This window comes from Rugamonas rivuli, assembly GCF_009380165.1.
GTDB lineage: Bacteria > Pseudomonadota > Gammaproteobacteria > Burkholderiales > Burkholderiaceae_D > Rugamonas > Rugamonas rivuli.
Genome location: NZ_WHUF01000011.1, coordinates 61,385 through 85,232, shown reverse-complemented (window position 1 = coordinate 85,232; position 23,848 = coordinate 61,385). Strand labels below are relative to the sequence as shown.

22 protein-coding genes are annotated in these 23,848 nt (G+C 64.1%); 17 read left to right on the top strand and 5 right to left on the bottom strand.

Going from position 1 to position 23,848, the window contains the following annotated elements; genetic code table 11:
• The first annotated feature begins 14 nt into the window (after positions 1-14).
• The 3 genes from GEV01_RS28670 (at position 15) to GEV01_RS28660 (ending at position 3,850) form a co-directional block, all read left to right on the top strand.
• A complete protein-coding gene (locus tag GEV01_RS28670; RefSeq protein ID WP_152809539.1) occupies positions 15-1,640 on the top strand; it encodes an NYN domain-containing protein in 1,626 nt (541 codons plus the stop codon).
• Between the two features lie 99 nt (positions 1,641-1,739).
• Positions 1,740-2,591: an MOSC domain-containing protein gene (locus GEV01_RS28665; protein ID WP_152809538.1), complete on the top strand. Its 852-nt coding sequence runs from the start codon at positions 1,740-1,742 to the stop codon at positions 2,589-2,591.
• A gap of 80 nt (positions 2,592-2,671) precedes the next feature.
• A complete protein-coding gene (locus GEV01_RS28660; RefSeq protein ID WP_152809536.1) occupies positions 2,672-3,850 on the top strand; it encodes a GGDEF domain-containing protein in 1,179 nt (392 codons plus the stop codon).
• A gap of 87 nt (positions 3,851-3,937) precedes the next feature.
• Here GEV01_RS28660 and GEV01_RS28655 read toward each other — a convergent pair whose 3' ends face one another.
• The gene (locus GEV01_RS28655) at positions 3,938-5,920 is read right to left on the bottom strand and encodes a monovalent cation:proton antiporter family protein (protein WP_152809534.1); all 1,983 of its coding nucleotides are present in this window, start codon (positions 5,918-5,920) and stop codon (positions 3,938-3,940) included.
• A gap of 127 nt (positions 5,921-6,047) precedes the next feature.
• Here GEV01_RS28655 and GEV01_RS28650 point away from each other — a divergent pair, with 127 nt between their 5' ends.
• From GEV01_RS28650 to GEV01_RS28605, 10 genes are all read left to right on the top strand, one after another.
• Complete coding sequence (locus GEV01_RS28650; RefSeq protein WP_152809532.1) at positions 6,048-7,046, top strand: KpsF/GutQ family sugar-phosphate isomerase; 999 nt, start codon at positions 6,048-6,050, stop codon at positions 7,044-7,046.
• Complete coding sequence (locus tag GEV01_RS28645; RefSeq protein WP_152809530.1) at positions 7,046-7,576, top strand: KdsC family phosphatase; 531 nt, start codon at positions 7,046-7,048, stop codon at positions 7,574-7,576. Before GEV01_RS28650 ends, GEV01_RS28645 begins: the two co-directional genes overlap by 1 nt.
• Positions 7,577-7,586: 10 nt before the next feature.
• Positions 7,587-8,180, top strand: coding sequence for an LPS export ABC transporter periplasmic protein LptC (lptC, locus tag GEV01_RS28640; protein ID WP_152809528.1), 594 nt, complete (start codon positions 7,587-7,589; stop codon positions 8,178-8,180).
• A 28-nt stretch (positions 8,181-8,208) separates the two neighbouring features.
• Complete coding sequence (gene lptA, locus GEV01_RS28635; protein ID WP_152809526.1) at positions 8,209-8,784, top strand: lipopolysaccharide transport periplasmic protein LptA; 576 nt, start codon at positions 8,209-8,211, stop codon at positions 8,782-8,784.
• Positions 8,785-8,786: 2 nt separating this feature from the next.
• The gene (gene lptB / locus GEV01_RS28630; RefSeq protein WP_008444484.1) at positions 8,787-9,539 is read left to right on the top strand and encodes an LPS export ABC transporter ATP-binding protein; all 753 of its coding nucleotides are present in this window, start codon (positions 8,787-8,789) and stop codon (positions 9,537-9,539) included.
• A 5-nt stretch (positions 9,540-9,544) separates the two neighbouring features.
• The gene (locus GEV01_RS28625) at positions 9,545-11,023 is read left to right on the top strand and encodes an RNA polymerase factor sigma-54 (RefSeq protein WP_152809524.1); all 1,479 of its coding nucleotides are present in this window, start codon (positions 9,545-9,547) and stop codon (positions 11,021-11,023) included.
• A 78-nt stretch (positions 11,024-11,101) separates the two neighbouring features.
• On the top strand, positions 11,102-11,461 hold the full coding sequence (gene hpf, locus GEV01_RS28620) for a ribosome hibernation-promoting factor, HPF/YfiA family (protein ID WP_070271983.1): 360 nt from the start codon (positions 11,102-11,104) through the stop codon (positions 11,459-11,461).
• Positions 11,462-11,671: 210 nt separating this feature from the next.
• A complete protein-coding gene (locus GEV01_RS28615) occupies positions 11,672-14,587 on the top strand; it encodes a TonB-dependent receptor (RefSeq protein ID WP_152809522.1) in 2,916 nt (971 codons plus the stop codon).
• A 10-nt stretch (positions 14,588-14,597) separates the two neighbouring features.
• A complete protein-coding gene (locus GEV01_RS28610) occupies positions 14,598-15,539 on the top strand; it encodes an alginate lyase family protein (protein WP_152809520.1) in 942 nt (313 codons plus the stop codon).
• A gap of 32 nt (positions 15,540-15,571) precedes the next feature.
• The gene (locus tag GEV01_RS28605; RefSeq protein ID WP_152809518.1) at positions 15,572-16,657 is read left to right on the top strand and encodes an enoyl-CoA hydratase/isomerase family protein; all 1,086 of its coding nucleotides are present in this window, start codon (positions 15,572-15,574) and stop codon (positions 16,655-16,657) included.
• Positions 16,658-16,679: 22 nt separating this feature from the next.
• On the opposite strand, the gene GEV01_RS28600 is transcribed toward GEV01_RS28605, so the two are convergent.
• Positions 16,680-16,928: a helix-turn-helix domain-containing transcriptional regulator gene (locus tag GEV01_RS28600; protein WP_152809516.1), complete on the bottom strand. Its 249-nt coding sequence runs from the start codon at positions 16,926-16,928 to the stop codon at positions 16,680-16,682.
• A 54-nt stretch (positions 16,929-16,982) separates the two neighbouring features.
• Positions 16,983-17,846, bottom strand: coding sequence for an RNase adapter RapZ (gene rapZ, locus GEV01_RS28595; RefSeq protein ID WP_043479690.1), 864 nt, complete (start codon positions 17,844-17,846; stop codon positions 16,983-16,985).
• Positions 17,847-18,018: 172 nt separating this feature from the next.
• Here rapZ and GEV01_RS28590 point away from each other — a divergent pair, with 172 nt between their 5' ends.
• From GEV01_RS28590 to GEV01_RS28575, 4 genes are read left to right on the top strand one after another with little or no spacing between them, the layout of a single operon-like run.
• Complete coding sequence (locus tag GEV01_RS28590; protein ID WP_175023271.1) at positions 18,019-19,950, top strand: TonB-dependent receptor domain-containing protein; 1,932 nt, start codon at positions 18,019-18,021, stop codon at positions 19,948-19,950.
• A 3-nt stretch (positions 19,951-19,953) separates the two neighbouring features.
• On the top strand, positions 19,954-20,217 hold the full coding sequence (locus tag GEV01_RS28585; protein ID WP_152809512.1) for a hypothetical protein: 264 nt from the start codon (positions 19,954-19,956) through the stop codon (positions 20,215-20,217).
• A complete protein-coding gene (locus GEV01_RS28580; RefSeq protein WP_152809510.1) occupies positions 20,210-20,506 on the top strand; it encodes a hypothetical protein in 297 nt (98 codons plus the stop codon). Before GEV01_RS28585 ends, GEV01_RS28580 begins: the two co-directional genes overlap by 8 nt.
• Entirely contained in the window at positions 20,503-22,113 is a 1,611-nt protein-coding gene (locus tag GEV01_RS28575) for a PepSY-associated TM helix domain-containing protein (protein ID WP_152809509.1), read from the top strand. The genes GEV01_RS28580 and GEV01_RS28575 overlap by 4 nt, the downstream gene beginning before the upstream one ends.
• Here GEV01_RS28575 and hprK read toward each other — a convergent pair.
• Together hprK and GEV01_RS28565 are read right to left on the bottom strand one after the other, a co-directional pair.
• Positions 22,110-23,045: an HPr(Ser) kinase/phosphatase gene (hprK, locus tag GEV01_RS28570; RefSeq protein ID WP_008444515.1), complete on the bottom strand. Its 936-nt coding sequence runs from the start codon at positions 23,043-23,045 to the stop codon at positions 22,110-22,112. The two genes, GEV01_RS28575 and hprK, sit on opposite strands and share 4 nt — an antisense overlap.
• A gap of 66 nt (positions 23,046-23,111) precedes the next feature.
• The gene (locus GEV01_RS28565; RefSeq protein WP_070271991.1) at positions 23,112-23,594 is read right to left on the bottom strand and encodes a PTS sugar transporter subunit IIA; all 483 of its coding nucleotides are present in this window, start codon (positions 23,592-23,594) and stop codon (positions 23,112-23,114) included.
• Positions 23,595-23,848 lie beyond the last annotated feature (254 nt).

The window sequence follows — 23,848 nt, the reverse complement described above, 5'->3', positions numbered from 1 at the left end:
AGAAAATACTCTTCATGGCTTCTTCCAACGATAACGTCAGCATGGCGCTGTTCTGCGATTTTGAAAACGTGGCGCTCGGTGTGCGCGACGCCAACTACGACAAGTTCGACATCAAGCCGGTGCTGGAACGTCTGCTGCTCAAGGGCAGCATCGTGGTCAAGAAAGCGTATTGCGACTGGGATCGCTACAAGGGCTTCAAGGCGCCGATGCACGAGGCGAACTTCGAACTGATCGAAATCCCGCATGTGCGCCAGTCCGGCAAGAACTCGGCCGACATCCGCATGGTCGTCGATGCGCTGGACTTGTGCTACACCAAGTCGCACGTCGACACCTTCGTCATCATCTCCGGCGATTCCGATTTTTCGCCGCTGGTGTCCAAGCTGCGCGAGAACGCCAAGAAGGTGATCGGCGTCGGCGTCAAGCAGTCGACCTCGGACCTGCTGGTGGCCAACTGCGATGAATTCATTTTCTACGACGACCTGGTGCGCGAGAGCCGCCGCGCCAAGCGCGAATCGAGCAACGAGACCAAGCCGGCCGTCAAGCGCTCGCCGGAAGAGGAACGCGCCCGCCGCGAAGAGATGGACAAGCGCCGCAACCAGGCGGTGGAAATCGCCGCCAATACCTTCGAGGCGCTGGTGTCCGAGCGCGGCGACAGCGGCAAGATCTGGGCGTCCGTGCTGAAAGAGGCGATCAAGCGCCGCAAGCCGGACTTCAGCGAGTCCTACTACGGCTTCCGCACCTTCGGCAACCTGATCGAGGAATGCAAGGCGCGCGGCCTGCTGGAATTCGGCCGCGACGAGAAATCCGGCGCGTATGTGTACCGTGGCACCGGCGTGCCGACGCCGGGCTTGCAGGGCGGCGAATCGTCGTCGGCCGACGGCGCGCAGGGCGATGGCCAGGACGGCGGCAAGCAGGAATCGCGCCGCAGCCGTGGCCGCGGCCGCACCGCCGCCGAGCGTTTCGCGGAACGCCAGGCCGAGCGTCTAGCCCAGCAGGCCCGCGCCGCGCAAGCGAATGGCGATGCGGACGATGCCGAGCCGGCAGTGCATGCCTATGTGGAGCCGGAGCAGTTGGCCGGCCAGCCGGAGGCTCCTGAAGCGGTAGTCGCGCAGGATGCGGCGCCAGCCGCCGAGTCCGATCGTGGCCGTGGCCGTGGCCGCGGCAATCGCGGCGGCCGCAAGCAGGGCGAACGCCAGGGCCAGCAAGATGTTGCTGCCGAGGCGCCGGTGGCCGTGGAAGCTGTCGTCGAAGTGCCGGTCGTGGTCGAGGAAACTCCGGCCAAGAAGAAAAGCGGCCAGAAACCGCCTGCGCGCAAGCTGAAGGAAGCCGCCAAGCCGAAGACGGAAGAGGCAGCGGCCAAGGGCGGCAAGGGCGCGAAAAATGCACGCGGCGGCAAGAGCGCGGCGGAGAAGGGCGAGCAGTCGCAAGCGGCAGCCGCTGCACCGGCTCCGGCACCAGCTCCAGCGCCTGTTGCGGCAGCGGTCGAAGCGGCTCCGGCCGCGCCGGCTCCAGGCGCATCGGCGGACGCGGCGCCAGCCGCCAAGCCTGCCAAGGCCAAGCCTGCAGCCAAGCCGGCCCGCAAGCCTGCTGCGGCGCGCACCCCGCGTCCAGCCAAGGCCGCGGCCAAGGCCGAGGAGTAATGCAGCACTGAGAGGAGGGGCGGCCCACGGCAAGCGGCCCGGCGCCGCTTGATCGTATAATGGCAATGTTTACATCTGCCCAACGACCGGTGCCCAAGCATGCCCATCCTCTCCGATATCACGCTGTACCCGATCAAATCCTGCGGCGGCATGTCGCTGCAGGAAGCGACGCTGACCACCACCGGTCTGATGACCGAGCAGATCTACGACCGCGAATGGATGGTGGTCGACGGCGCCGGCGTTTGCCTGACCCAGCGCGAACATCCGCGCATGGCGCTGATCATCCCCAGCATCAAGGGTAGCCGGCTGGAGCTGCGCGCGCCCGGCATGCTGTGCCTGGAAATCCCGCTGGACCTGCCCGACCCCTACCTCGCTCCCACGCTGACCACCCAGGTCTGGGACGACACCGTGCTGGCCTACGACTGCGACGAGCTGACCGCCGAATGGTTCAGCAAGGCCATCGGCGTGCCGTGCCGCCTGGCGCGCTTCCACGCCAAGGCCGAGCGCGCCGTCAGCCAGAAGTGGACCAACGGCGTGGCCGCCACCACCATGTTCTCCGACGGCTACCCGGTGCTGGTGGCCGGCGCCGCCTCGCTGGACGACCTGAACGACAAGCTGCGCCGCGCCGGCCGCGACGCCATACCGATGAACCGCTTCCGTCCCAACCTTGTCATTTCCGGCATCGAAGCCTTCGAGGAGGACTACGCCGACACCTTCCAGTTCGGCGACGCCATGCTGAAACCGGTCAAGCCTTGCCCGCGTTGCCCCATGCCGTCAGTCAACCAGGCCACCGGCGAATTCGGCCCCGACCCGCTGGACATCATGCAAAGCTACCGCGCCAAGCCGGAAGTGGACGGCGCCCTGTGTTTCGGCATGAACAGCATTTTGATCGCCGGCGAGGGCCAGCGCGTGCGCGTGGGGCAGGAAATCGTCGTCACATTGGCGTTTTAACGCGGACAGGCATTCCCAAGTGCTAAAACTTGGCGTAATGTGGCATCTGGCATGAAACTAGCTGATGAGTAAGGGCATATATGACGCAAACTGCAACAGGCAAGTTCACGCCGCAGACCGATCACGCCGCGCGCGCGATCGATCTGGCGGCCGAAAACCAGGCCCTGCGTGCGCGCATGGCTTACCTGCTTGAGCAGGCCGAGCGCAACCATTCCATCATGACCCGCCACCAGGCCTTCGACCTGGATATCGTCAGCGCCGCCAATTTCCCCGAACTGATAGGCACCATCTTCCGCGTGCTGCCGGTGATCTCCGAGCTCGACAGCGTGACGCTGACGCTGATCGACGAAGACGCCGACATCCGCACCGTCATGGCCAAGCTGGACGTGGTGTTCGAGGATTTTCCCGAGCTGATCTTCGTCGAGACGCTGGACGGCCTGGGCTTCGACCTGGGCCAGCGCAACGCCTACACGCCGACGCCCAAGCCGCTGCTGGGCATGTACGACGCCCAGCGCCATGCGACGCCGTTCCCGCAGCCGCCGGCCGGCCTGCAGAGCGTGGCGCTGGTGCCGCTGCTGCGCAACAAGCGCATCATCGGCAGCCTGAACCTGGGCAGCTGCGACCCGACCCGCTTCACGCCCAGCCTGGGGACCGACTTCATCGAGCACATGGCGTCCATCATCGCCATCTGCCTGGAAAACGTCATCAGTAACGAGATGCTCAAGTACATCGGCCTGACCGATTCGCTGACCGGCGTGTACAACCGCCGCTATATCGACCGCCGTCTGCTGGAAGAGATAGCGCGGGCGCGGCGGCAGCAGTATCCGATTTCCTTCATGTACATCGATATCGACCACTTCAAGCGCGTCAACGACACCGTCGGCCATGGTGGCGGCGACGACGTGCTGCGCGAGGTGGCCAGCCGCATCAAGAACGAGCTGCGCACGTCGGATGCGCTGGCCCGTTTCGGCGGCGAAGAGTTTGTCGTGCTGCTGATCGACGCCAACCTGGAGAGCGCCGCCTTCGTGGCCGAGCGCATCCGCGCCAGCGTGGCGGGCAGCATGATCGCGCTGTCGCAGGAATTGCAGTTGTCGGTGACGGTGTCGATCGGCGTGGCGTGTTTGAATCCGGGCGAAGCCGAAGGCGATCCGGCGGCCGTCGCGCGCGCCTGGGTGGCGCACGCCGATAGCTTGCTCTACGTCGCCAAGGAAACCGGCCGCAACCGTGTGGTCAGCCGCGATCCGGTAGAGCAGGCGTAAGAATGCGTCATTCCCGCGAAAGCGGGAATCCATACGACGCGTGCTATAGATGCTCAGCATGGATTCCCGCCTGCGCGGGAATGACGGCTAGCGCAGCAGCCGCTGCTCGGCGCGGTTGACGGCGTCGGCGGCGCCGCGCAGCACCACCACATCGCCCGCTTCCAGCACCACGTCCGGCGCCACGTCCAGCCGCCCCTTGCCGCGCCGGATGCTGGTCACTTCCGCACCCGCGCCCGCGACATCGATCTCGCCCAAAGCCTTGCCCACGCTGACCGCGCTGCCGCTCAGCGTGACCGAATGCAGCCGCTCCAGATCGGCCTCTTCACCGGCATCGCTGGCGCCGTGGAAGTAGCCGCGCAGCGATGCATACCGCTCCTCGCGCGCCGTCTGCACGCGGTGCACCACGCGCCGCAGCGGCACGCCCAGCATCACCAGCGCGTGCGAGGCCAGCATCAGGCTGCCTTCCATCAATTCCGGCACCACTTCCGCCGCGCCGGCCGATTTCAACAGGTCGAGATCGGTATCGTCGTAGGAACGGACGATCACCGGCAGCGTCGGCGCCAGCTCGTGCACCAGGTGCAGCACCTTCAGCGCCGACGGCGTGCTGGCGTAAGTGATCACCACCGCGCTGGCGCGGTAGATGCCGGCCGCGATCAGGCTCTCGCGCCGCGCCGCATCGCCGTAGGACACGTGGCGGCCGGCCGTCTGCGCTTCCTGCACCCGCTCCGGATCCAGGTCCAGCGCGTGGTAGTCGATGTTCTCTTCGCCCAGCAGCGTCGCCAGGCTCTGGCCGCTGCGGCCGAAGCCGCACACGATCACGTGCTTGTTGGTCGACATGGTGCGGCTGGCGATCTTGGTCAGCGCCAGCGACTGCATCATCCACTCGTTGCTGGAGACCTTCATCACGATCTGGTCCGACTTGGAGATGATGAACGGCGCCACCAGCATCGACAGCACCATCGACGCCAGCACCACCTGGATGATGAACGGGTCCATCAGATTGCTGCCGCCCGCCAGGTTCAGCAACACGAAGCCGAACTCGCCCGCCTGCGCCAGCGCCAGGCCGGTGCGCATCGACACGCCGTCCGAAGCGCCGAACAGCTTGGCCAGGCCGGCGATCAGCGCGAACTTCAGCAGCACCGGCCCCGCCAGCAGCACCAGCACCAGCCACCAGTGCGCCAGCACCAGCTGCACGTTGAGCAGCATGCCGATGGTGATGAAGAACAGCCCCAGCAGCACGTCGCGGAAGGGCTTGATGTCTTCCTCCACCTGGTGCTTGTATTCGGTTTCGGAAATCAGCATGCCGGCCACGAAGGCGCCCAGCGCCAGGGACAGGCCGGCGCGCTCGGTGATCCAGGCCGCGCCCAGCGTGATCAACAGCAGGTTCAGCATGAACAGTTCCTGCGAGCGCCGCTTGACCACGACGGTGAACCAGCCGCGCACCAGCTTCTGGCCGAAGAACAGCAGCAGGGCCAGCACGATCACCGCCTTGACGCCGGCCCAGGCCAGCGTCTCGACCAGCGCGTCCGGGCGCTGGCCCAGCGACGGGATCAGGATCAGCAGCGGCACCACGGCCAGATCCTGGAACAGCAGGATGCCGATGATCTTGCGGCCGTGCTCGCTCTCCAGCTCCAGCCGCTCCGTCAGCATTTTTGACACGATGGCCGTCGACGACATCGCCAGCGCGCCGCCCAGCGCGAACGATGCTTGCCAGCCGATATGGATCGAAGGGGGGAGTTGGGTGGCGATGGTCCAGCCGAACAGCATGGTGGCAACGATGGTCAGCACCACCTGCGCCATGCCCAGCCCGAACACGATGCCGCGCATGGCCATCAGCTTGGGTAGCGAGAATTCCAGCCCGATGGAGAACATCAGGAACACCACGCCGAATTCGGCCAGCGAATGGAAGGCCTCGCTCGACTCGGCCAGCCCCAGTGCGTGGGGGCCGATCAGGATGCCGACCGCCAGGTAGCCCAGCATCGGCGGCAGATGCATCATGCGGAAAGCGACGACGCCCAGCACCGCGCTCCCCAATAACAACAATGTTAATTCCAAGGGTGAAAACGTCATATCAACATAGCCAGTAAATATAATTTCGTTGTTTGTCGACCGATGCGGGCGTTATGTTGTGACTGGCAAGTTTTTTGCTTTCTCAATTCGGCTATACTTGGGCATGAGTGTAACCCATGAAAAAACAATGCTGAAAGCTTTTGACGCAAATATGGCCGCGCATGCGTTGCGGCTGGCCCGCGACACCCTGCAGAACGAAGCAGAGGCGATCGCCGCCCTCAATGCCCGCCTGGACGCCGACGACAGCGTCGTGCAGGCCATCGCCCTGCTGCTGAACTGCAAGGGCCGCGTGGTCGTGTCCGGCATCGGCAAGTCCGGCCATATCGGCCGCAAGATCGCCGCCACCCTGGCCTCGACCGGCACGCCGGCGCTGTTCGTGCACCCGGCCGAAGCCGCCCACGGCGACCTCGGCATGGTGACGGCCGACGACGCCTTCATCGCCATCTCGTATTCCGGCGAAAGCGCCGAGCTGATGACCATCCTGCCGGTGGTCAAGCGCATGGGCAGCAAGGTCATCGCCATGACCGGCAAGCCGGGCTCCAGCCTGGCCGAGATCGCCGACGTCCACCTGAACGTGGCCGTGGCCAAGGAAGCCTGCCCGATGAACCTGGCGCCGACCACCTCGACCACCGTCACGCTGGCGCTGGGCGACGCCATCGCCGTCGCGCTGCTGGACCTGCGCGGCTTCAAGGAAGAAGATTTCGCCCGCTCGCATCCGGGCGGCGCGCTGGGCCGCCGCCTGCTGACCCATGTGCGCGACGTCATGCGCAGCGGCGACGCCGTGCCGCAAGTGACCGCCGACGTCAAGCTGACCGACGCGCTGCTGGAGATCACGCAAAAGGGCATGGGCATGACCGCCGTGGTCGACGCCGACGGCAAGCCGATCGGCGTGTTCACCGACGGCGACCTGCGCCGCATGATCGAGAAGGTCCAGGATTTCACCAAGGTCGTGATCCGCGACGTCATGCACGCCAACCCGCGCACCATCTCGCCGGAAAAGCTGGCGGTGGACGCCGTCGCCGTGATGGAACAGTTCCGCATCAACCAGATGCTGGTGACGGACGCCGCCGGCAAGCTGGTCGGCGCGCTGCACATCCACGACCTGACCCGCGCCAAGGTGATCTGATGACCGAGTTGACCTACGTGGAGCGCGCCGCGCGCGTCAAGCTGATGATCTTCGACGTCGACGGCGTGCTGACCGACGGCAGCCTGCACTACGGCGCCGACGGCGAAGCGCTGAAGACCTTCAATGTGCACGACGGCCTGGGCATCAAGCTGTTGCAGGAATCCGGCGTGCAGACCGCCATCATCAGCGCGCGTATTTCCGCGCAGGTGAGCAGGCGCGCTGCCGACCTCGGCATCGTCCACCTGCACCAGGGCGGCCACGACAAGCTGACGCCGTTCAACGCGCTGCTGGAAAAGACCGGCCTCACCGCCGAGCAGGTCGGCTTCATCGGCGACGACGTGGTCGACCTGCCGATTTTGACGCGCGTCGGTTTCGCCGTCGCCGTGCCGAACGGCCGCGCCGAAGTGCTGGAGCGCGCCCACCACATCACCGTGGCCCACGGCGGCCGCGGCGCGGTGCGCGAAGTGTGCGAGCTGCTGCTGCACGCGCAGGGCACTTACCCGCGCGTGATGGCGCAATTCCTGGTGTAACGGAGCGGCCATGCGTAAAAGAACAGCCCACCGCTGGCAGCTGACCATCGTCATGGTGGTCGGCGTGTTTGTCGCCGTCGGCAGCTTCTGGCTGGTGCAGGTGGTCAACCAGGCCGGCCAGGAAGCGCAGGAAGACCAGCACCGCAACGAGCCGGACTACATCATCGACCGCTTCAGCCTGGTACGCATGAACAAGTCCGGCCAGCCGGCCTACATCATTTCCGGCGACAAGCTGACCCACCGCCCGATCGACGATTCGTCCGACATCGACAAGCCGTATGTGCACAGCCTGTCGGGCGACCAGCCGCCGATGAATATGCACGCCGATACCGCCCATGTCGACCAGGGCAATACGCGCGTCAAGCTCAATGGTAATGTGGACGTGGTGCGGCCGGCCACGCCGCAGGCGCAGGCCTTGCACATGACCACGCCGACGCTGACCGTCTACCCGGACGAAGAACGCATGGAAACCGCCAGCCCGGTGGTGCTGGAGGTAGGCAAGGCCACCGCCACCGGCGTCGGCATGAAGGCCAACAACGCCACCCGCCAGGTGCAACTGGGCGGACGCGGGCAGCTGGTGATGCCGCCGCGCGATGCCCGCTGAGTAACCAACGATGATGAATGGAATGATGATGAAGAAATTGATACTCTCGGCCACGATGCTGCTGCTGGCGATGACCGCCGCGCACGCTGAAAAAGCCGATGCCAACAAACCGACCACGATCAACTACGACGACCTGCAGATCGACGACGTCAAGCAGATCAAGACGCTGATCGGCAACGTGGTGCTGACGCGCGGCACCTTGCTGATGAAGTCGCCGAAGGCGGTGATGACCACCGACCCTGAGGGTTATGACTTCGTCGTGCTGACCAGCACGGCGGGCACGCCCGCCACCTTCCGCCAGAAGCGCGACGGCGCCGGCGACCAGTGGGTCGAAGGCGAAGCCGAACGCATCGAGTACAGCAACAAGACCGACCTGGTCAAACTGTTCTCGAAGGCCAAGATCCGCCGCCTCGAAGGCGGCCGCCTCAGCGATGAAGTCGACGGCGAATTCATTTCCTACGACAGCCGCAAGGAACAGTTCGCGGTGAAGAACAGCGTCACCGGCGAGAGCAAGCCGGGCGCCGGCCGCGGCACCATGGTGATCCAGCCGACCATCCGTCCGACCGCGCCTGCGGCCCCGACGCCACCGGCCACGGAGAAGTAAGCATGGAAGCATCCTGCGGTAGCACCCTGATCGTGCGCGGCCTGCAAAAGACCTACGGCAAGCGCCAGGTCGTGCATGACGTGTCCCTGCAAGTGGAATGCGGCGAAGTGGTGGGCCTGCTCGGCCCCAACGGCGCCGGCAAGACCACTTCGTTCTACATGATCGTCGGCCTGGTGCCGTCGGACGCCGGCAGCATCGATATCAGCGGCACCGATATCTCCTCGCTGCCCATCCACCGCCGCGCCTCGCTCGGCTTGTCCTACCTGCCGCAGGAAGCGTCGGTGTTCCGCAAGCTGACGGTGGAAGAAAATATCCGCGCCGTCCTCGAAATTCAGAAAGTGGACGGCAAGCCTTTATCCAAGGCTGCCATTGATGAACGGCTCAATACCCTGCTGGCCGATTTGCAGATCGAAAAGCTGCGCGAAAACCAGGCGCTGTCGCTGTCGGGCGGTGAACGCCGCCGCGTGGAGATCGCGCGCGCACTGGCGACCAACCCGCGCTTCGTGCTGCTCGACGAACCATTCGCCGGGGTCGACCCGATCGCCGTGATTGAGATCCAGCGCATCGTGCGCTTCCTCAAGGAACGCGGCATCGGCGTCCTCATTACCGATCACAATGTGCGCGAGACGCTGGGCATCTGCGACCGCGCATATATCATCAACCAGGGCACGGTATTGGCTTCAGGCCGGCCAGACGACATCATCGCCAACGAATCGGTGCGTCGCGTGTATCTGGGTGAACACTTCCGCATGTAAAACCCATGAAACAGTCTTTGCAACTGCGCACGTCTCAGCACCTCGCGCTGACACCGCAATTGCAGCAGTCGATACGGCTGCTGCAACTGTCGACGCTGGAGCTGCACCAGGAACTGGAACAGCTGCTGACCGATAATCCGCTGCTGGAGCGCCTCGACGACCCGCTGGACCGCTCGCTGCGGCTGCTGTCGGACGGCGCCATCAGCCAGCAAGCCCCGGTCGGCGACGCGCCGCCGGAAGGCCCGCCCAACGCCCAGGAAGCGCCTGCCGCCGACGCTGACAATTACGACGGCCCGGCCGCCGACACCGAGAGCACCAGCAGCGACGCCGATGTCGACTGGAGCGACGCCGGCCGAAGCAAGGCGCCCGACGACGAGGATTCGCGTCCGCAACTGGAAGCCAGCCACTGCACGCTGCGCGAGCACCTGATGGAGCAGATGCGCGTGACGGTGCTGGAGATGCGCGACCGCGCGCTGGTCGAACTGATCATCGATGCGCTGGACGAAAACGGCTACCTCGAAGAACCGCTGGAGGAAATCCTCGCGCGCCTGCCGGAAGAGCTGGAGCTGGACCTCGACGAACTGCGCACCGCGCTGTCGCTGCTGCAAAGCTTCGACCCGATGGGCGTGGGCGCGCGCAATGCGTCCGAGTGCCTGGCGCTGCAGATCAAGCGCCTGCCGGGTATCCCGATGGTGACGCGGCGCATGGCGCTGGCCATCGTGGAAAACCATCTGACCTGGTTTGCGCAACGCGATTTCAACAAGCTGAAGAAGGCGCTGCTGTGCGACGACGAGGATTTGCGCGAGGCGCAAACCGTCATCCGCCAGTGCAATCCGCATCCGGGTTCGGCCTTCGCATCGGACGTGTCCGACTACGTGGTGCCGGACGTGATCGTCAAGAAATCGCGCACCGGCTGGCAGGTCAGCCTGAACAACGACGTCATGCCGCGCCTGCGTGTCAACGCCATGTACGCCAACCTGCTCAAGCAGGGAAAAGGCGAGGGCGCCATGGGCGCGCAGCTGCAGGAAGCCAAGTGGCTGATCAAGAATATGCGCCAGCGTTTCGACACGATCCTGCGCGTCGCACAAGCGATAGTAGAAAGACAAAAGAACTTTTTCTCGCACGGCGCGGTTGCCATGCGCCCCCTTGTGCTTCGTGAAATTGCTGATACACTGGGTCTACACGAGAGCACTATTTCTCGTGTAACAACTCAAAAATATATGCTGACCCCGCATGGCATGTTTGAGTTGAAATATTTCTTTGGTAGCCATGTCGCCACCGAAGCGGGGGGGGAAGCAAGTTCGACGGCGATACGCGCACTCATCGTGCAATTGACAGGAGCAGAAGACCCGAAAAATCCTTTATCCGACAGTAAGATTGCGGACATGCTGGGAGAACAAGGCATGGTGATTGCGCGACGAACTGTTGCCAAATATCGCGAAGCGTTGAAAATCCCGCCAGTCAGTCTCCGCAAGTCTTTGTAGTTATTTTGGTTCCTGCGCGCCCGGCAGTAATGGGCTACGCACTAACCGTAAGAAGCGACATTATCTCTAGGAGTGTGTATGAATCTCACCATCAGTGGACATCATCTCGAAGTGACCTCGGCCATCCGTGAATATGTGCAGAACAAGCTTGAGCGCGTCACCCGCCACTTTGATCAAGTGATTGATATTGCTGTCATCCTGACTGTAGATAACCTTAAAGAGAAAGAGAAACGCCAGAAGGCTGAAATCAACCTGCGTCTGTCGGGCAAAACCGTCTACGTGGAAAGCCTGTCGCAAGACCTGTACGCCGCCATCGATACCTTGATCGACAAGCTGGATCGCCAGGTCATGAAGTACAAAGCCAAGGTCCAAGAGCACGGCCACGATGCGATCAAGCATCTCCCGGATAGCTACGAACCCGCTGCCGCCGCCCTATAACAACGGCCCCGGCACCTCCAACTAAGGGCGCAAAGGCGCCCTTTTTTGCGCCCCCACGGTTTACGGTAAACGATTTTTCTCCTGCTGTCTATCCCCGGTTTTTGCTAGCGTAAACCAATAGCGTTTACCTTGGAAAGCTGGTTTAATTGGAAAGTTAAACGTTTTCCTGTTTAATGTATAAACAGTATAAATATAAAGAGAGACTATCCAATGCAGAAACTAGCCATCCATCCGCTGAGCGCCGCCGTCGCGCTCGCCATGCTCAGCCTGTCCAGCGCGCCGGCCTGGGCGCAGGAGACCGACAGCGCCGCCACCGTGGTGGTGACGGGCATCCGCAAATCGTATGCGGACGCGGTCAACATGAAGCGCGATACGCTGGAAATCACCGACAGCATTTCCTCCGACGGCCTGGGCCGCTTCCCCGACCTCAACGTGGGCGAGGCGATCCAGCGCATCCCCGGCGTACAGATCAACCGCGAAGCCGGCTCGCGCAACGCCACCATCAACCTGCGCGGCCTGCCGGGCACCTTCGCGCTGACCACCATCAACGGCATGTCCTTCGCGCAGCCGGTGCTGAACGGCTCGACGCCGCTGGGTGCGTTCAACTCGGACATCTTCAGCGCCGTCACCGTGCTGAAGAGCCCGACCGCAGCCGAGCAGCCGGGCGGCCTCAGCGGCAATATCGACTTGCGCATCAATTCCGCGCTGGCGCGCAAGGATGGCGGCGGCGTCACCATCGGCGACGAATACGACGAGCTGGGCCGCCTGAGCACGCCCAACGCCACCGTGTCCTACAACAAGCACTTCGGCAAGGATCTGGCGGTGTTCGGCGTCTACGCGTACAAGAAGGAAAACTTCCGCCGCGACTCGACCCAGATCCAGGACTACGATACGCTGGCGCCGAGCAACCTCGGCATCACGCAGGCGCAGTTCGATGCGCTGTATCCGAAATCGCAGTACCCGACCGGCATCCTGTTCCCCGGCCAGATCCGCCAGACCGTCACCGCCAACACCGGCGCCACCAACAGCGGCGCGGCCGGCATAGGCTGGCGCATGAACAGCGCCACCCGCACCAACCTGACCGGCTACTTCAGCGACCGCAAGCTGGGCTCGTCCAACCAGTACCTGAACTATATCGACCCGACCGTCAATTCGCCGATCACCAACCTCGGCCCCATCTTCACCATCGACACCCAAAGCCCGCTGGGCGTGGTTGGCAAACAGGCCATGATCAATTCCTACGATTACGCCAACGCCAGCATCACCGACTCGCTGCGCTCGGCGCCGCAGCGGCAGAAGACGCATGGCCTGACCGGCGACATCGACTGGGAAAACGACGACTGGCATGTCAACGGCGCCTTCCACAGCTCGCGCGCGGAAAACCGTTCCGACCAGCTGGAGATCGACATCGTGCAATCGGCGCGCACGCTGCCGGCCAGTAACGGCGTCTACGGCCATTACTTCTCGGGCGGCGACGACCTGGCCAACTCGGTGCTGACGCTGTTCACGCCGACCGTCAGCCACATCAATCCCGGCCCGTACGACCAGCGGCCGGGCACCTCCGTCACGCAGGCGCGCAACAACGGCAACGACCGCTTCGGCGTCACCGGCACCAACGGCCGCGCGCTGACCTCGGTCGATTCGGTGCAAGGCTCGGTGGAGCGCAGCTTCGAGCAGGGCTTCTTCAAGTCGGTCAAGGCCGGCCTGCGTTTCGAGAACAACGACTTCGTATCGAGCGGCACCCGCAACACCGCGCAGGGCATCAACTTCTCGGCGATCTCGTCGGCGCTGGCGATCGCCAATCCCTATGTGCCGACCTTCGCCAACGGCTACATTCCCGGCTACACCAAGAACTGGGTGGCGGTGGATATCCCGTCGGTGCTGAAGGCCGTCACGCCGGTGACGCAGCTGCCGGGCCAGACGCTGACCCAGTACGGGCTGGTCAACAACGACGCCGATCCTGGCTTCTCGTCCTACAATTTCTCGGTCAAGAACCGCATCTCGTCGGCCTACGTGGCCAGCATTTTCGGCACCAGCCTGATGGGCGTGCCGGTCAAGGGCAACCTGGGCGCGCGCTACGAGACCACGCGTGAAACCGTCAACTCGGTGGACACCAACAACACCACCGTCATCATCCCCGGCGGCACCAAGGTCGTCACCAGCAAGACGCCGCGCGAGTTCGAGCAGTCCTACCGCAACTTCCTGCCGTCGCTGGTGGCCAAGGCCGACCTCAGCGACAAGCTGGCGCTGCGCGCCGCCGCCTACCGCACCTTCGTGCGGCCGCAGCCGCGCGACATCACGCCGGCCACGGTGATCACCGATCCGGCCGAAGGCTCCGTCACGCCGACCTACAACGTCACGCTGGGCAGCGCCAACCTGCAGCCGTACAAGGCCAATTCCTACGACCTGGCGCTGGAGTGGTACAACCGCCCGAACGGCCTGGTGGCGCTGACCGTGTTCCAGAAGGACGTGCAGGGCCTGGTCGGCCCGGTGCGCGACATCGCCCGCCTGTGCCCGGCCGACGCCACCGCACTCGGCCTCGGCCATCTGACGGTGGTGGGCAGCAATTGCATGAGCGACATCCTGGTCAATGTCGGCACCGCCGCCGCGCCGTCGATGCAGGCGGCCAAGGTGGTGATCAACGGCCAGGCCAACCAGCAGGCGATCAAGGTCAACGGCGTCGAGTTCAACGTGCAGCAAAACCTGGACTTCCTGCCGGCGCCATTCAACAACCTGGGCGGCGCCTTCAACTATGCCTACACCACCATCAAGGGCAAGAACGACGACGGCTCGCCGGCCACGCTGCCTGGTGTTTCGCGCAACAACTACAACCTGATCGCTTATTACGAAACCAGGAGCTGGGGCGTGCGCGCGGTGTACAACTACCGCGACGACTACGACCTGGCGGCCGGCGGCACCTTCAACGGCGCGGCGCGCTCGGTCAAGGCGCGCGGCCAATTGGACATGTCGGCCAGCTACACCTTCGATGGCGGCTACAAGATTTCCTTCGATGCATTTAACATGACGAACGCGGTGCGCGAGGAATACGAGGGCACGTATCTGAAACCGCGCCGTCTGGATGTCGACGGCCGCACCTACCAAGTCAAACTGAGCGCTACCTTCTGACAGGAATCTTATGAAACGAGCTAAATTATTTACCGGATTACTGCTGTCGCTAGCCGTCCCGGCCGCCATGGCCCTGGACTGTGCCGCGCCGCCGCCGGCCATGATGGACATCGACGCCAACAGCTACTACACGGATGCCCATCACTCTGTCATTGACCCGGTGCTGCGCGCGCGCAACATCGCCAACACCAAGCCCATCGAGGATTTCCTGGCCCAGGTCGCGAAGAGCGCCAGCCAGGGCGACGCCGCCTGCGCGCTGGACTGGCTGAACAGCTGGGCCGGACAGCGGGCGCTGACCGGCAAGCTGTCCAGCGAGCAAGCCTGGTATGTACGCAAGTGGACGCTGGGCGGCATGGCGCTGAGCTACGCCCGCGTCAAGCCGGCCGCCAGCGCGGCGCAGCGGCAAGCGATTGAAAGCTGGTTCAAGACGCTGGCCGACGCCACCATGGCGCACTCCGACGCGCACAAGGGCACGCGCAACAACCACTACTACTGGGAGGGCCTGGCGGTGACGGCGGTGGGCGGCGTCACCGGCGACGAGCGTTATCTGGCCTGGGGCCGCAAGGTCTTCGAGCATGCGATGGGGCAGGTGGCGGCCGACGGTTCGCTGCCGCCGGAAATGGAGCGCGGCGCCAAGGCGCTGCACTACCACGTGTTCGCCGCCGTGCCGCTGGTGATGAGCGCGTCCATCCTGGATATCCATGCGCCCAAGCTGGACCAGCTGATGCGCTTCACCATCGCCGCCGCGCAAGACCCGTCGGCGATGGAGAAGGCCACCGGCTTTACGCAGGAGCGCGCCAACGCCAGCGAAATGTCGTTCGCCATCATTTATGCGCGGCACGAGGGCCGGGCGGAGCTGATGCCGGCCAAGGCCAACTTCCAGCCCCGGCTGGGCGGCGACCTGAATCTGCCCAATCCGCTTGAGCATCTGGCGGCGCGCAAGTCGCAGTAGAATAGGGTTTTCTCAACGAACCCAAGCACCTCATGAGCGAATACGTCCACACCAGCGTCAGCAACGGAACCGGCTTCATCACACTGGACCGGCCCAAGGCCTTGAACTCTTTGTCGCTGGCGATGGTGCGCGATATCACGCAGGCGCTGATGGCATGGCGCGACGACAGCGGCGTGGCCGCCGTCGTCATCCGCAGCAGCAGCGAGAAGGCTTTCTGCGCCGGCGGCGATATCCGCTTCTTCTATGATAACGGCCGCGCCACGCCGCAGGGCGGCAGCGCGCTGGTCGAGGATTTCTTCACTGAGGAATATGCGCTCAACCATCTGATCCATTTCTATCCCAAGCCGTATATCGCGCTGATGGACGGCGTGGTCATGGGCGGCGGCATGGGCGTGGCGCAGGGCGGTCCCGACTGCCGCGTGCGCATCGTCACCGAGCGCACCAAGATGGCGATGCCGGAAGTGAATATCGGCCTGTTCCCGGATGTGGGCGGCAGCTATTTCCTGTCGCGCGCGCCGGGCTGTCTGGGCAGCTACCTGGGCGTCACCGGCGTTACCATCGGCGCGGCCGATGCGCTGTACGCCGGCCTGGCCGACCACTACGTGCCGGCCGCTGACATGGCGGCCTTGTCGTCGCTGCTGGAGTCGACGCCGGGCGCGGAGTTGAAGGACGCCATTGCGGCCTTCGCCGCGCCGTTCCGCGCGGCCGTTGGCGAGAGCCGGCTGGCGGCCGAACGCACCGCCATCGACCGCCACTTTGGCGCCGCGTCGGTGGCCGCCATCGTCGATTCGCTGAAGACGGATGACAGCGCCTTCGCACAAAAGACGCTGCAGGCGATGGCGACCCGTTCGCCGCTGATGATGTGCGTCACGCACGAGCTGGTCCGGCGCGGCGCCGCGCTGGATGTGGCCGAGTGCCTGCGCCTGGAGCGCACGCTGGTGCGCCACAATTTCGAGGATGGCGAAGTGATCGAAGGCGTGCGCGCGCTGGTCATCGACAAGGACAATGCGCCGCAATGGAAGCCGTCGTCGCTGGACGCGGTCGACGAGGCGATGGTGCAGCGTTTCTTCCAGCCGGTATGGCCGGACTACGCACACCCGCTGCGCCACCTGGACTGAGCGCACGCGCGCCCTGCCAGCGTTATGAGACGCTGGCAGGGACGGCGGCAATCGTGAGTTTCAGCCCGAAAGCGTGCATCAGTTCCAACGTCGTTTTCAACGATGGCTCGCCGGTTAGTCGTGCCAGTCCGCTTGCTTTGGCAACGAGGTCCAGCGCAGCGGCGATATGCGCTGCATCGCCGGTATCGAAAGCGTCAGCCATAAACACTTCGACGGCCTCACGGCTATTGAGTGCTTGCGCCGGATCGTAGGATGTAAATTTCTCAGCCATGATCTCGCCTCCATTGACGAGTTAGTCGTTTCGCGGCTTGGATATCGAGATCGCTTAGGCCTGCTCGCGGTGGCGCAGGATGACGCGTTCGGATTTTTGGAAGTAGGCCGCCAGTTGTTCTGCCATGTAGACCGAGCGGTGCTGGCCGCCGGTGCAGCCCACCGCCACCGTCAGGTAGCTGCGGTTGTCGGTCTTGAAGGACGGCAGCCACTTTTCGATGAAGACGCGGATGTCGTTCATCAGGTCCAGCGCGCTCGGCTGGGCGTTAAGGAAGTCGATCACCGGGGCGTCGCGCCCGGTCAGCGGACGCAAGGTCAGGTCGTAGTAGGGATTGGGCAGCGCCCGCACGTCGAACACGAAGTCCGCGTCCAGCGGCACGCCCAGCTTGAAGGCGAACGATTCGAAGAACAGGATCAGCGGCGCGCGCTCGATCGCCACCAGATCCTTGACCCACGCCCGCAGCTTGTTGGCGCTCAGCTCCGAGGTGTCGATCACATGGCCCAGCTGCTCGATCGGCGACAGCCGTTCGCGCTCTTCCGATATGCACTCGATCAGGGTGCGCCGCGCCGCCGGGTTCTGCCCCGGCCGCAATTCGTGCGACAGCGGATGGCTGCGCCGCGTTTCCGAAAACCGCGCCACCAGCGAATGTGTGTTCGAGGTCAAGAACATCACCTTGACGTCGTGCCCTTGCTGGCGCAGGCGCTCGACGTCGGCCGGCAGCGTCGCCAGCGATGCGGCGCTGCGCGCATCGACCGCCACGGCCAGCGCTTCCATTCCTTCGGCCACCAGGGTGTCCACCAGGCTGGCGAGCAGGGCAGGCGGCAGATTGTCGACGCAATAGTGCCCCGTGTCCTCCAGGACGTTCAGGGCGACGGATTTGCCGGAGCCGGAAATACCGGTAATGAGTACGATGCGCATAGTCCCCGATGATACCGCAGCCCGGCCAAGCTTGCCGAAAATGACCATCTTTTGTCCCGGCAATAATGCGAAAAAGATACTAAATTCCTTGCAAATCTAAATGTAAATAATTATCATTTGCATTCATTTTTTTCGGAACGCAGGGATGGGAATGTCTTTTACAAAAAAAACGATGGTTGCCGCGATAGCCGGCGTATGTGGTTTTGGTCCGGCGATGGCGGCCAGCGCCGTGGATGCGCAGGATGCGGGGACGGTGGTGGTCAGCGCCACCCTGCGCGAACATAATCTGGCGTCGGCCCCGGCCTTCACCACCGTGCTGACGGCGGACGATATCGCCAAGTCGCCGGTCAACAGCCTGGCCGACCTGCTGCGCGAAACCGTGGGCGTGAACAACCAGAGCGACGGCACCGGCCGCGACGAGATCCAGATCCGCGGCCTGCCCGGCAAATACACGCTGATGCTGGTCAACGGCCGCCGCCTGTCCTCCACCGGCGCGCTGTGGCGCGGCGGCGACTTCGACTTCAGCTCGATTCCGCTCAACAGCATCAAGCGCGTGGAAATCGTGCGCGGCCCGATGGCGGCGCTGTACGGTTCGGACGCCATCGGCGGCGTCATCAACATCATTACCAAGACCCCGACCAGGGACTGGAGCGGCGCCGTCACCGGCGAGTACCGCACCATCGCCAGCGGCGACCAGGGCGACCAGTACCGCCTCGGCGCCTCGGTGGCCGGCGCCATCGACGACGCCGTCAGCCTGTCGATTTCCGGCGAAGACTACGACCGCAAGCCCTGGTACAGCACCAGCGCTGCCGACCCGACCCGCCCGCCGCGCCTGGAAGAGAAGCGCGCGCAAAACCTGGTGTCGACGCTGACCTGGAAGCTGTCGGAAACCCAGAGCCTGGACTTCGACTTCGGCTACAACAAGGACGAGCGTCCGCTGGGCATGTTCTACTACAGCTACAACCCGCAATGGAACTACACCGCCAAGGACTTCCGCGCGCAGACCATCAAGCGCAGCACCTTCGGCGTGACGCACAAGGCGCTGTGGGGTTGGGGCAGTACCACCGCCTTCCTGAGCCAGGAAGAGACCCGCATCGACGACTTCAACAGCCGCTACAACAAGCCGCAGCAGCGCGTGCTGCGGGAGAAGAACACCTCCGCCAAGGTCTACGGCAGCACCGAGTTCGGCAATCACTCCGTGACCGCCGGCGTCGACCTGCGCCGCCAGGTCGTCAAGGATCCGCTGTCCTACCTGACCACCGGCCAGTCGACCACCGACCGCTCCGCAGTGTTCGTGGAAGATGAAATCGCCCTGACCAAGCAACTGAGCCTGACGCTGGCCGGCCGCGAAGACCACACCGACTTCGGCAACCACTTCACGCCGAAGTCCTACCTGGTCTACCAGGCGACGCCGGAGTGGACCGTCAAGGGCGGCGTCAACAAGGCCTTCAAGGCGCCGGACGCCTATCAGCTGGTCAAGGACTACAGCATCGTCAGCTGCGGCGGCGGCTGCTACCTGAACGGCAACCCAGACCTGAAGCCTGAAACCAGCATCAACTACGAGTTCGGTGTCGAGTTCCACCGCAAGGGCCTGAACGCCAGCGCGGCGGCCTTCAAGAATGATGTGAAGGAAATGATCGACTCGATCTACAGCGCCAATCCACCGTCGCGCAAGTGGCTCAACGTCGCCAAGGCCAAGACCAGCGGCATCGAGTTGCAGGCCGACGCCGTCATCAACCCGACGCTGTCGATCAGCGGCAACTACACCCACCTGAACGCGAACTACACCGATCAATCCGGCAAGGAAGCCAAGCTGGATAACCGTCCGCGCCAGATGGCCAGCGTCAGCCTGAATTGGAACGCGGCCGCGTGGCTGCAGGGCGCGCTGGCGGCGCACTACACCGGCGAGCAATCCTATGACGCCGCCATGCTGCCGGCCTACACCCGCGTCGACGTGTCGGCATCGGCCAAGGCCGGCCGCAACATCACGCTGCGTTTCGGCGTGAAGAACCTGACCGACGTGAACCTGGAGCAGAAGAACAAAAGCTTCCAGACGTTCGAGCTGGGCCGCAACTACTACGTTAGCGCAGCGTATGCGTTCTAAGCCATGCTGATCCCCCTGGTCGCGTTGTTGTTGACGCTGGTGGCGTGCGTGCTGCTGTACCTGAGCCACCGCCACCAGGGCTGGCTGCGCGCGCCCCTGCCGGCCTGGCCGGCGAGGGCGTCCGGCGCCGGCTTGCTGATGCTGGCGCTAGCCTGCGGCCTGTACTACTACAGCCCGCTGACCGCCGTGTTCGCGTGGCTGATGGTGCAGATGCTGGCCTTCAGCACGCTGCCTTTCCTTTCTCTGTTGAAGCGTCGCGATGCATAACAAGACGCACCACAAGATCGCTCCCGACTGGTGGAGCAAGACCTTTGCCGGCGCCGTGCTCGGCTTCTCGCTGGCGTTCGCGCTGGCGGGTTTGCTGGCGTGGTACGGCCCCGGCGGCATCGCCGCGCCGAACAAGACGCAGGCCGTCATGTGGAGCGTCGCCGTGTTCTGGATGCCGGTGTTTGCCTTCGTCTATCTGTTCCGCACCGGCTTGCGCGCGGTGCTGTGGCTGTCGGCAGCCAATGCGGTGGCGTATGCCGCACTGTTTCATGCGCGAGGACTGTTATGAAAATTCGTAGCGATATATTGCGCGTCTATCAGTCGCTGCATACCTGGGTCGGCATCTGCGCCGGCATGCTGTTGTTCATTGGTTTCTTCGGCGGTGCGCTGACCATGTTCAAGCAGCCGCTGGACCGCTGGATCAGCGCGCCGGCGCACGCGCTTCCGGCCATGCCCGTGGCGCAAACCGACCAGCTGGTACGCGAACTGCTGGCGCAAAAGCCGGCGGCGCGGAAAGAGTTCACGCTGCACTTGCAGCAGCATGAAAACGTCGCCGCGCCGGTCAGCTGGAGCGAAGGCGAGGGCGAGCGCAGCATCGATGTGTCGGCCACCCGCTGGCATGCTGCGCTGGACCCGTCCGGCAAGCTGCTGGTGCAGGAGGAAGTGCCGTCGTTGCTGGCGGAGCTGATCGACATGCTGCACCGGACCGGCGGCATCCCGGGACGGCTGGGCGACGAGTACATCGGCGCTTATCTGATGGGCATCGCCGGCATCATGTATTTCCTGGCGTTGGTCTCGGGCGTGATCCTGCTGCTGCCGACGCTGGTGAAGGATTTCTTCGCTCTGCGGCCGGGCAAGAACCACAAGCGCTTCTGGCTGGATGCGCACAACATCGTCGGCATCGCCAGCCTGCCGTACCACATCGTCATCAGCGTGACGGTGATCGTGTTTGCCTTCCACGACCAATTCTACGGCGGCATCGCCAAGGTGGTCTATGGCGAGCAGCCGATGTTCGCGCGGCGCGCCGCCGACGCGGCGCCGCACCACATCGGCGACCTGCAGCCGGCCAGCGCGCTGGTGGCGGCCGTGCGGCGCGAGGCGCCCGGTTTCGAGGTGGCGGAGCTGATGTACATGGGCCTGGAAACGCCGCGTCCGATGATACGGGCGGCGGTGGCCAGCCCGCGCTATCTTGTGCGGGGCGCGGAGACCGGCTATGTGATGATCCATCCCTACACCGGCAAGGTGATCGACACCAGCATGTTGCCGAGCAAGGGCGATGCGTGGAGCGATGTGGTGGCGCCGATGTTCGCGCTGCACTTCGGCAGCTACGGCGGCAGTTTGATGCGCTGGGTGTATTTCCTGTTCGGGGCCAGCGGCGCGTTCCTGTTCTACTCGGGCAATCTGCTGTGGGTGGAGAAGCGGCGCAAGAACCAGTTGCGCAATGGTCCGGTGCCGCAGCAGTCGATCACCACGCGGGTGATGGCGGCGGCCACGGTGGGCGTGTGCTTGGGATCGATGGCCGGCGTCGCCTTCGCCATCGTCGCCGGCAAATGGTTGTTTGCGGCGGCGGAGAATATCAACTCGGCTTACCTGACGGTGTATTACTGCGTGTTCCTGGCGGCGCTGGCGTGGGCGTTCTGGCGCGGCGCATCGCGCGCGGCGGTGCACCTGCTGGCCTTGTGCGCGCTGGGCGCGTTGGCGATTCCGTTGACCTCGTTGATGGCTTTGCTGCTGCCGTCGCTGGGATGGTGGGCGCATGGCAGCATGGCCGCCATCGGCGTCGATGTGACGGCGCTGGTGTTTGCATTGCTGTTTGCGTATGCGGCGCGTTTGACTGCGCGCCGCGCGCAGCATGGGCCGGCGGACAGCGTGTGGGCCAAGCCAGGCTGTACTTAGTCGCCGCTCATCGCCTGTCGCTGGCGCTCCATGAACTCTTGCAGCGTATCGATGCCGCGCAGTTGCAAGATGGTGTTGCGCACGGCGGCCTCCAGCAGCACCGCGATGTTGCGGCCGGCCGCCACCGGGATCACGACCTTGCGGATCGGCAGGCCCAGCACATCCTCGGTCGGGAACTGGAACGGCAGGCGTTCCACTTCTTCGTCGGCGGCGCCGCGCCGCACCAGGTGCACGATCAGTTTCAGGCGCATCTTGCGGCGCACCGCGGTCTCGCCGAAGATGGCCTTGATGTCCAGCAGGCCCAGCCCGCGCACTTCCAGCAGATTCTGCAGCAGCGCCGGGCAGCGGCCTTCGATCATGTTCGGCGCGATGCGCGAGAACTCCACCGCGTCATCGGCCACCAGGCCGTGCGAACGCGAAATCAGTTCCAGCCCCAGCTCGCTCTTGCCCAAGCCGGAATCGCCGGTGATCAGCACGCCCACGCCCAGCACGTCCATGAACACGCCGTGCATGATGATGCGCTGCGCCAGCTTCTTCGACAGGTAGACGCGCAAGAAGTCGATCACCTGCGCGGCCGGCAGCGGCGTGGAGAACAGCGGAATGTTTTTCTCGTCGCAGATGGCGAGGATGTCGGGCGGCGTTTCCAGTCCCTGCGCGATGATCAGCGCCGGTGGCCCGCCGGCGATCAGCTCGCCGATGACGTGGGCGCGCGTCAGCGATTTCAAGCGCTGGTAGTAATTGATTTCCTGGTGCCCGAAGACCTGGATGCGGCCCGGGTGGATGGTGTTCAAGTGGCCGACCTGGTCGGCGGCCGAGGCGACGTCGCCGGAGATCAGGCGCTCGCCGCCGGGGAAGCCGGCGAACCAGCCTAGCTGCAAACTTTCGCGATTGTCGTCGTAGAGCCTTTGTATCGTCAGCGGAGTTTGCAGCATGGGTCGTCTTTGCAAGAGGATGAACTAAACCTTAGTTTAACCTATAGTTTGACGACCCCGGCGATCTCAACCGGCGGCTTGCAGGCTGGGCATCCAGTTGACGATGCGCGAGTGCACCGATTTCGGGTCCGCGTCCGTGCTCAGCGCGGTGCGGAAGGCGTCGTCGGAGAACATCTCGGCGATCTCGGACAGGATCTCCAGATGCTGCTGGGTGACGTGGTCCGGGATCAGCAGGAAGAACAGCAGGTTGACCGGCTTGCCGTCCGGCGATTCGAACGGAATCGGCTCGGCCAGGCGGACAAACGCCGCCAGCGGCGACTTCAGGCTCTTCATGCCCTTGATGCGGCCGTGCGGCACGGCGACGCCGTGGCCCAGACCGGTCGAACCGAGGCGCTCGCGCGCGAACAGATTGTCCGAGACGGTGGAGCGGGCGATGCCGCAGTTGTTTTCGAAAATCAGGCCGGCTTGCTCGAAAGCGCGCTTCTTGCTGGACACTTCCAGGTCCAGCTGCACGTTTTCAAGTGAGAGTATTTTGCTAAGGTTATTCATAACGCGACATAAAATGTTGCAACGCACAAAGGTGGCATGCGAGCAGAATTATAGGCTTGTTTCTGCGCCATGTAACAGTAAATCGCTCGCGCCTACCGTTGCGTTTATGTCGGCCAGCCGACGCGCGGGCTGGGCGGTATGTGCACCAAAGAAAGGAATCGCTATTTCTGAGTAGAAATCTCGGAAAACGCCGGTTTTTCGCCAGGGTCTGGGGCGAATTTCCGATTTTTGCGCGTTTTCAGGCCGCTGTGGCC

What these genes read in the sequence shown, in the direction of transcription:
- GEV01_RS28670 (WP_152809539.1), top strand. Translation starts at nt 15, where the DNA reads ATGGCTTCTTCCAACGATAACGTCAGCATGGCGCTGTTCTGCGATTTT.
- GEV01_RS28665 (WP_152809538.1), top strand. Translation starts at nt 1,740, where the DNA reads ATGCCCATCCTCTCCGATATCACGCTGTACCCGATCAAATCCTGCGGC.
- GEV01_RS28660 (WP_152809536.1), top strand. Translation starts at nt 2,672, where the DNA reads ATGACGCAAACTGCAACAGGCAAGTTCACGCCGCAGACCGATCACGCC.
- GEV01_RS28655 (WP_152809534.1), bottom strand. Translation starts at nt 5,920, where the DNA reads ATGACGTTTTCACCCTTGGAATTAACATTGTTGTTATTGGGGAGCGCG.
- GEV01_RS28650 (WP_152809532.1), top strand. Translation starts at nt 6,048, where the DNA reads ATGCTGAAAGCTTTTGACGCAAATATGGCCGCGCATGCGTTGCGGCTG.
- GEV01_RS28645 (WP_152809530.1), top strand. Translation starts at nt 7,046, where the DNA reads ATGACCGAGTTGACCTACGTGGAGCGCGCCGCGCGCGTCAAGCTGATG.
- lptC (WP_152809528.1), top strand. Translation starts at nt 7,587, where the DNA reads ATGCGTAAAAGAACAGCCCACCGCTGGCAGCTGACCATCGTCATGGTG.
- lptA (WP_152809526.1), top strand. Translation starts at nt 8,209, where the DNA reads ATGAAGAAATTGATACTCTCGGCCACGATGCTGCTGCTGGCGATGACC.
- lptB (WP_008444484.1), top strand. Translation starts at nt 8,787, where the DNA reads ATGGAAGCATCCTGCGGTAGCACCCTGATCGTGCGCGGCCTGCAAAAG.
- GEV01_RS28625 (WP_152809524.1), top strand. Translation starts at nt 9,545, where the DNA reads ATGAAACAGTCTTTGCAACTGCGCACGTCTCAGCACCTCGCGCTGACA.
- hpf (WP_070271983.1), top strand. Translation starts at nt 11,102, where the DNA reads ATGAATCTCACCATCAGTGGACATCATCTCGAAGTGACCTCGGCCATC.
- GEV01_RS28615 (WP_152809522.1), top strand. Translation starts at nt 11,672, where the DNA reads ATGCAGAAACTAGCCATCCATCCGCTGAGCGCCGCCGTCGCGCTCGCC.
- GEV01_RS28610 (WP_152809520.1), top strand. Translation starts at nt 14,598, where the DNA reads ATGAAACGAGCTAAATTATTTACCGGATTACTGCTGTCGCTAGCCGTC.
- GEV01_RS28605 (WP_152809518.1), top strand. Translation starts at nt 15,572, where the DNA reads ATGAGCGAATACGTCCACACCAGCGTCAGCAACGGAACCGGCTTCATC.
- GEV01_RS28600 (WP_152809516.1), bottom strand. Translation starts at nt 16,928, where the DNA reads ATGGCTGAGAAATTTACATCCTACGATCCGGCGCAAGCACTCAATAGC.
- rapZ (WP_043479690.1), bottom strand. Translation starts at nt 17,846, where the DNA reads ATGCGCATCGTACTCATTACCGGTATTTCCGGCTCCGGCAAATCCGTC.
- GEV01_RS28590 (WP_175023271.1), top strand. Translation starts at nt 18,019, where the DNA reads ATGGTTGCCGCGATAGCCGGCGTATGTGGTTTTGGTCCGGCGATGGCG.
- GEV01_RS28585 (WP_152809512.1), top strand. Translation starts at nt 19,954, where the DNA reads ATGCTGATCCCCCTGGTCGCGTTGTTGTTGACGCTGGTGGCGTGCGTG.
- GEV01_RS28580 (WP_152809510.1), top strand. Translation starts at nt 20,210, where the DNA reads ATGCATAACAAGACGCACCACAAGATCGCTCCCGACTGGTGGAGCAAG.
- GEV01_RS28575 (WP_152809509.1), top strand. Translation starts at nt 20,503, where the DNA reads ATGAAAATTCGTAGCGATATATTGCGCGTCTATCAGTCGCTGCATACC.
- hprK (WP_008444515.1), bottom strand. Translation starts at nt 23,045, where the DNA reads ATGCTGCAAACTCCGCTGACGATACAAAGGCTCTACGACGACAATCGC.
- GEV01_RS28565 (WP_070271991.1), bottom strand. Translation starts at nt 23,594, where the DNA reads ATGAATAACCTTAGCAAAATACTCTCACTTGAAAACGTGCAGCTGGAC.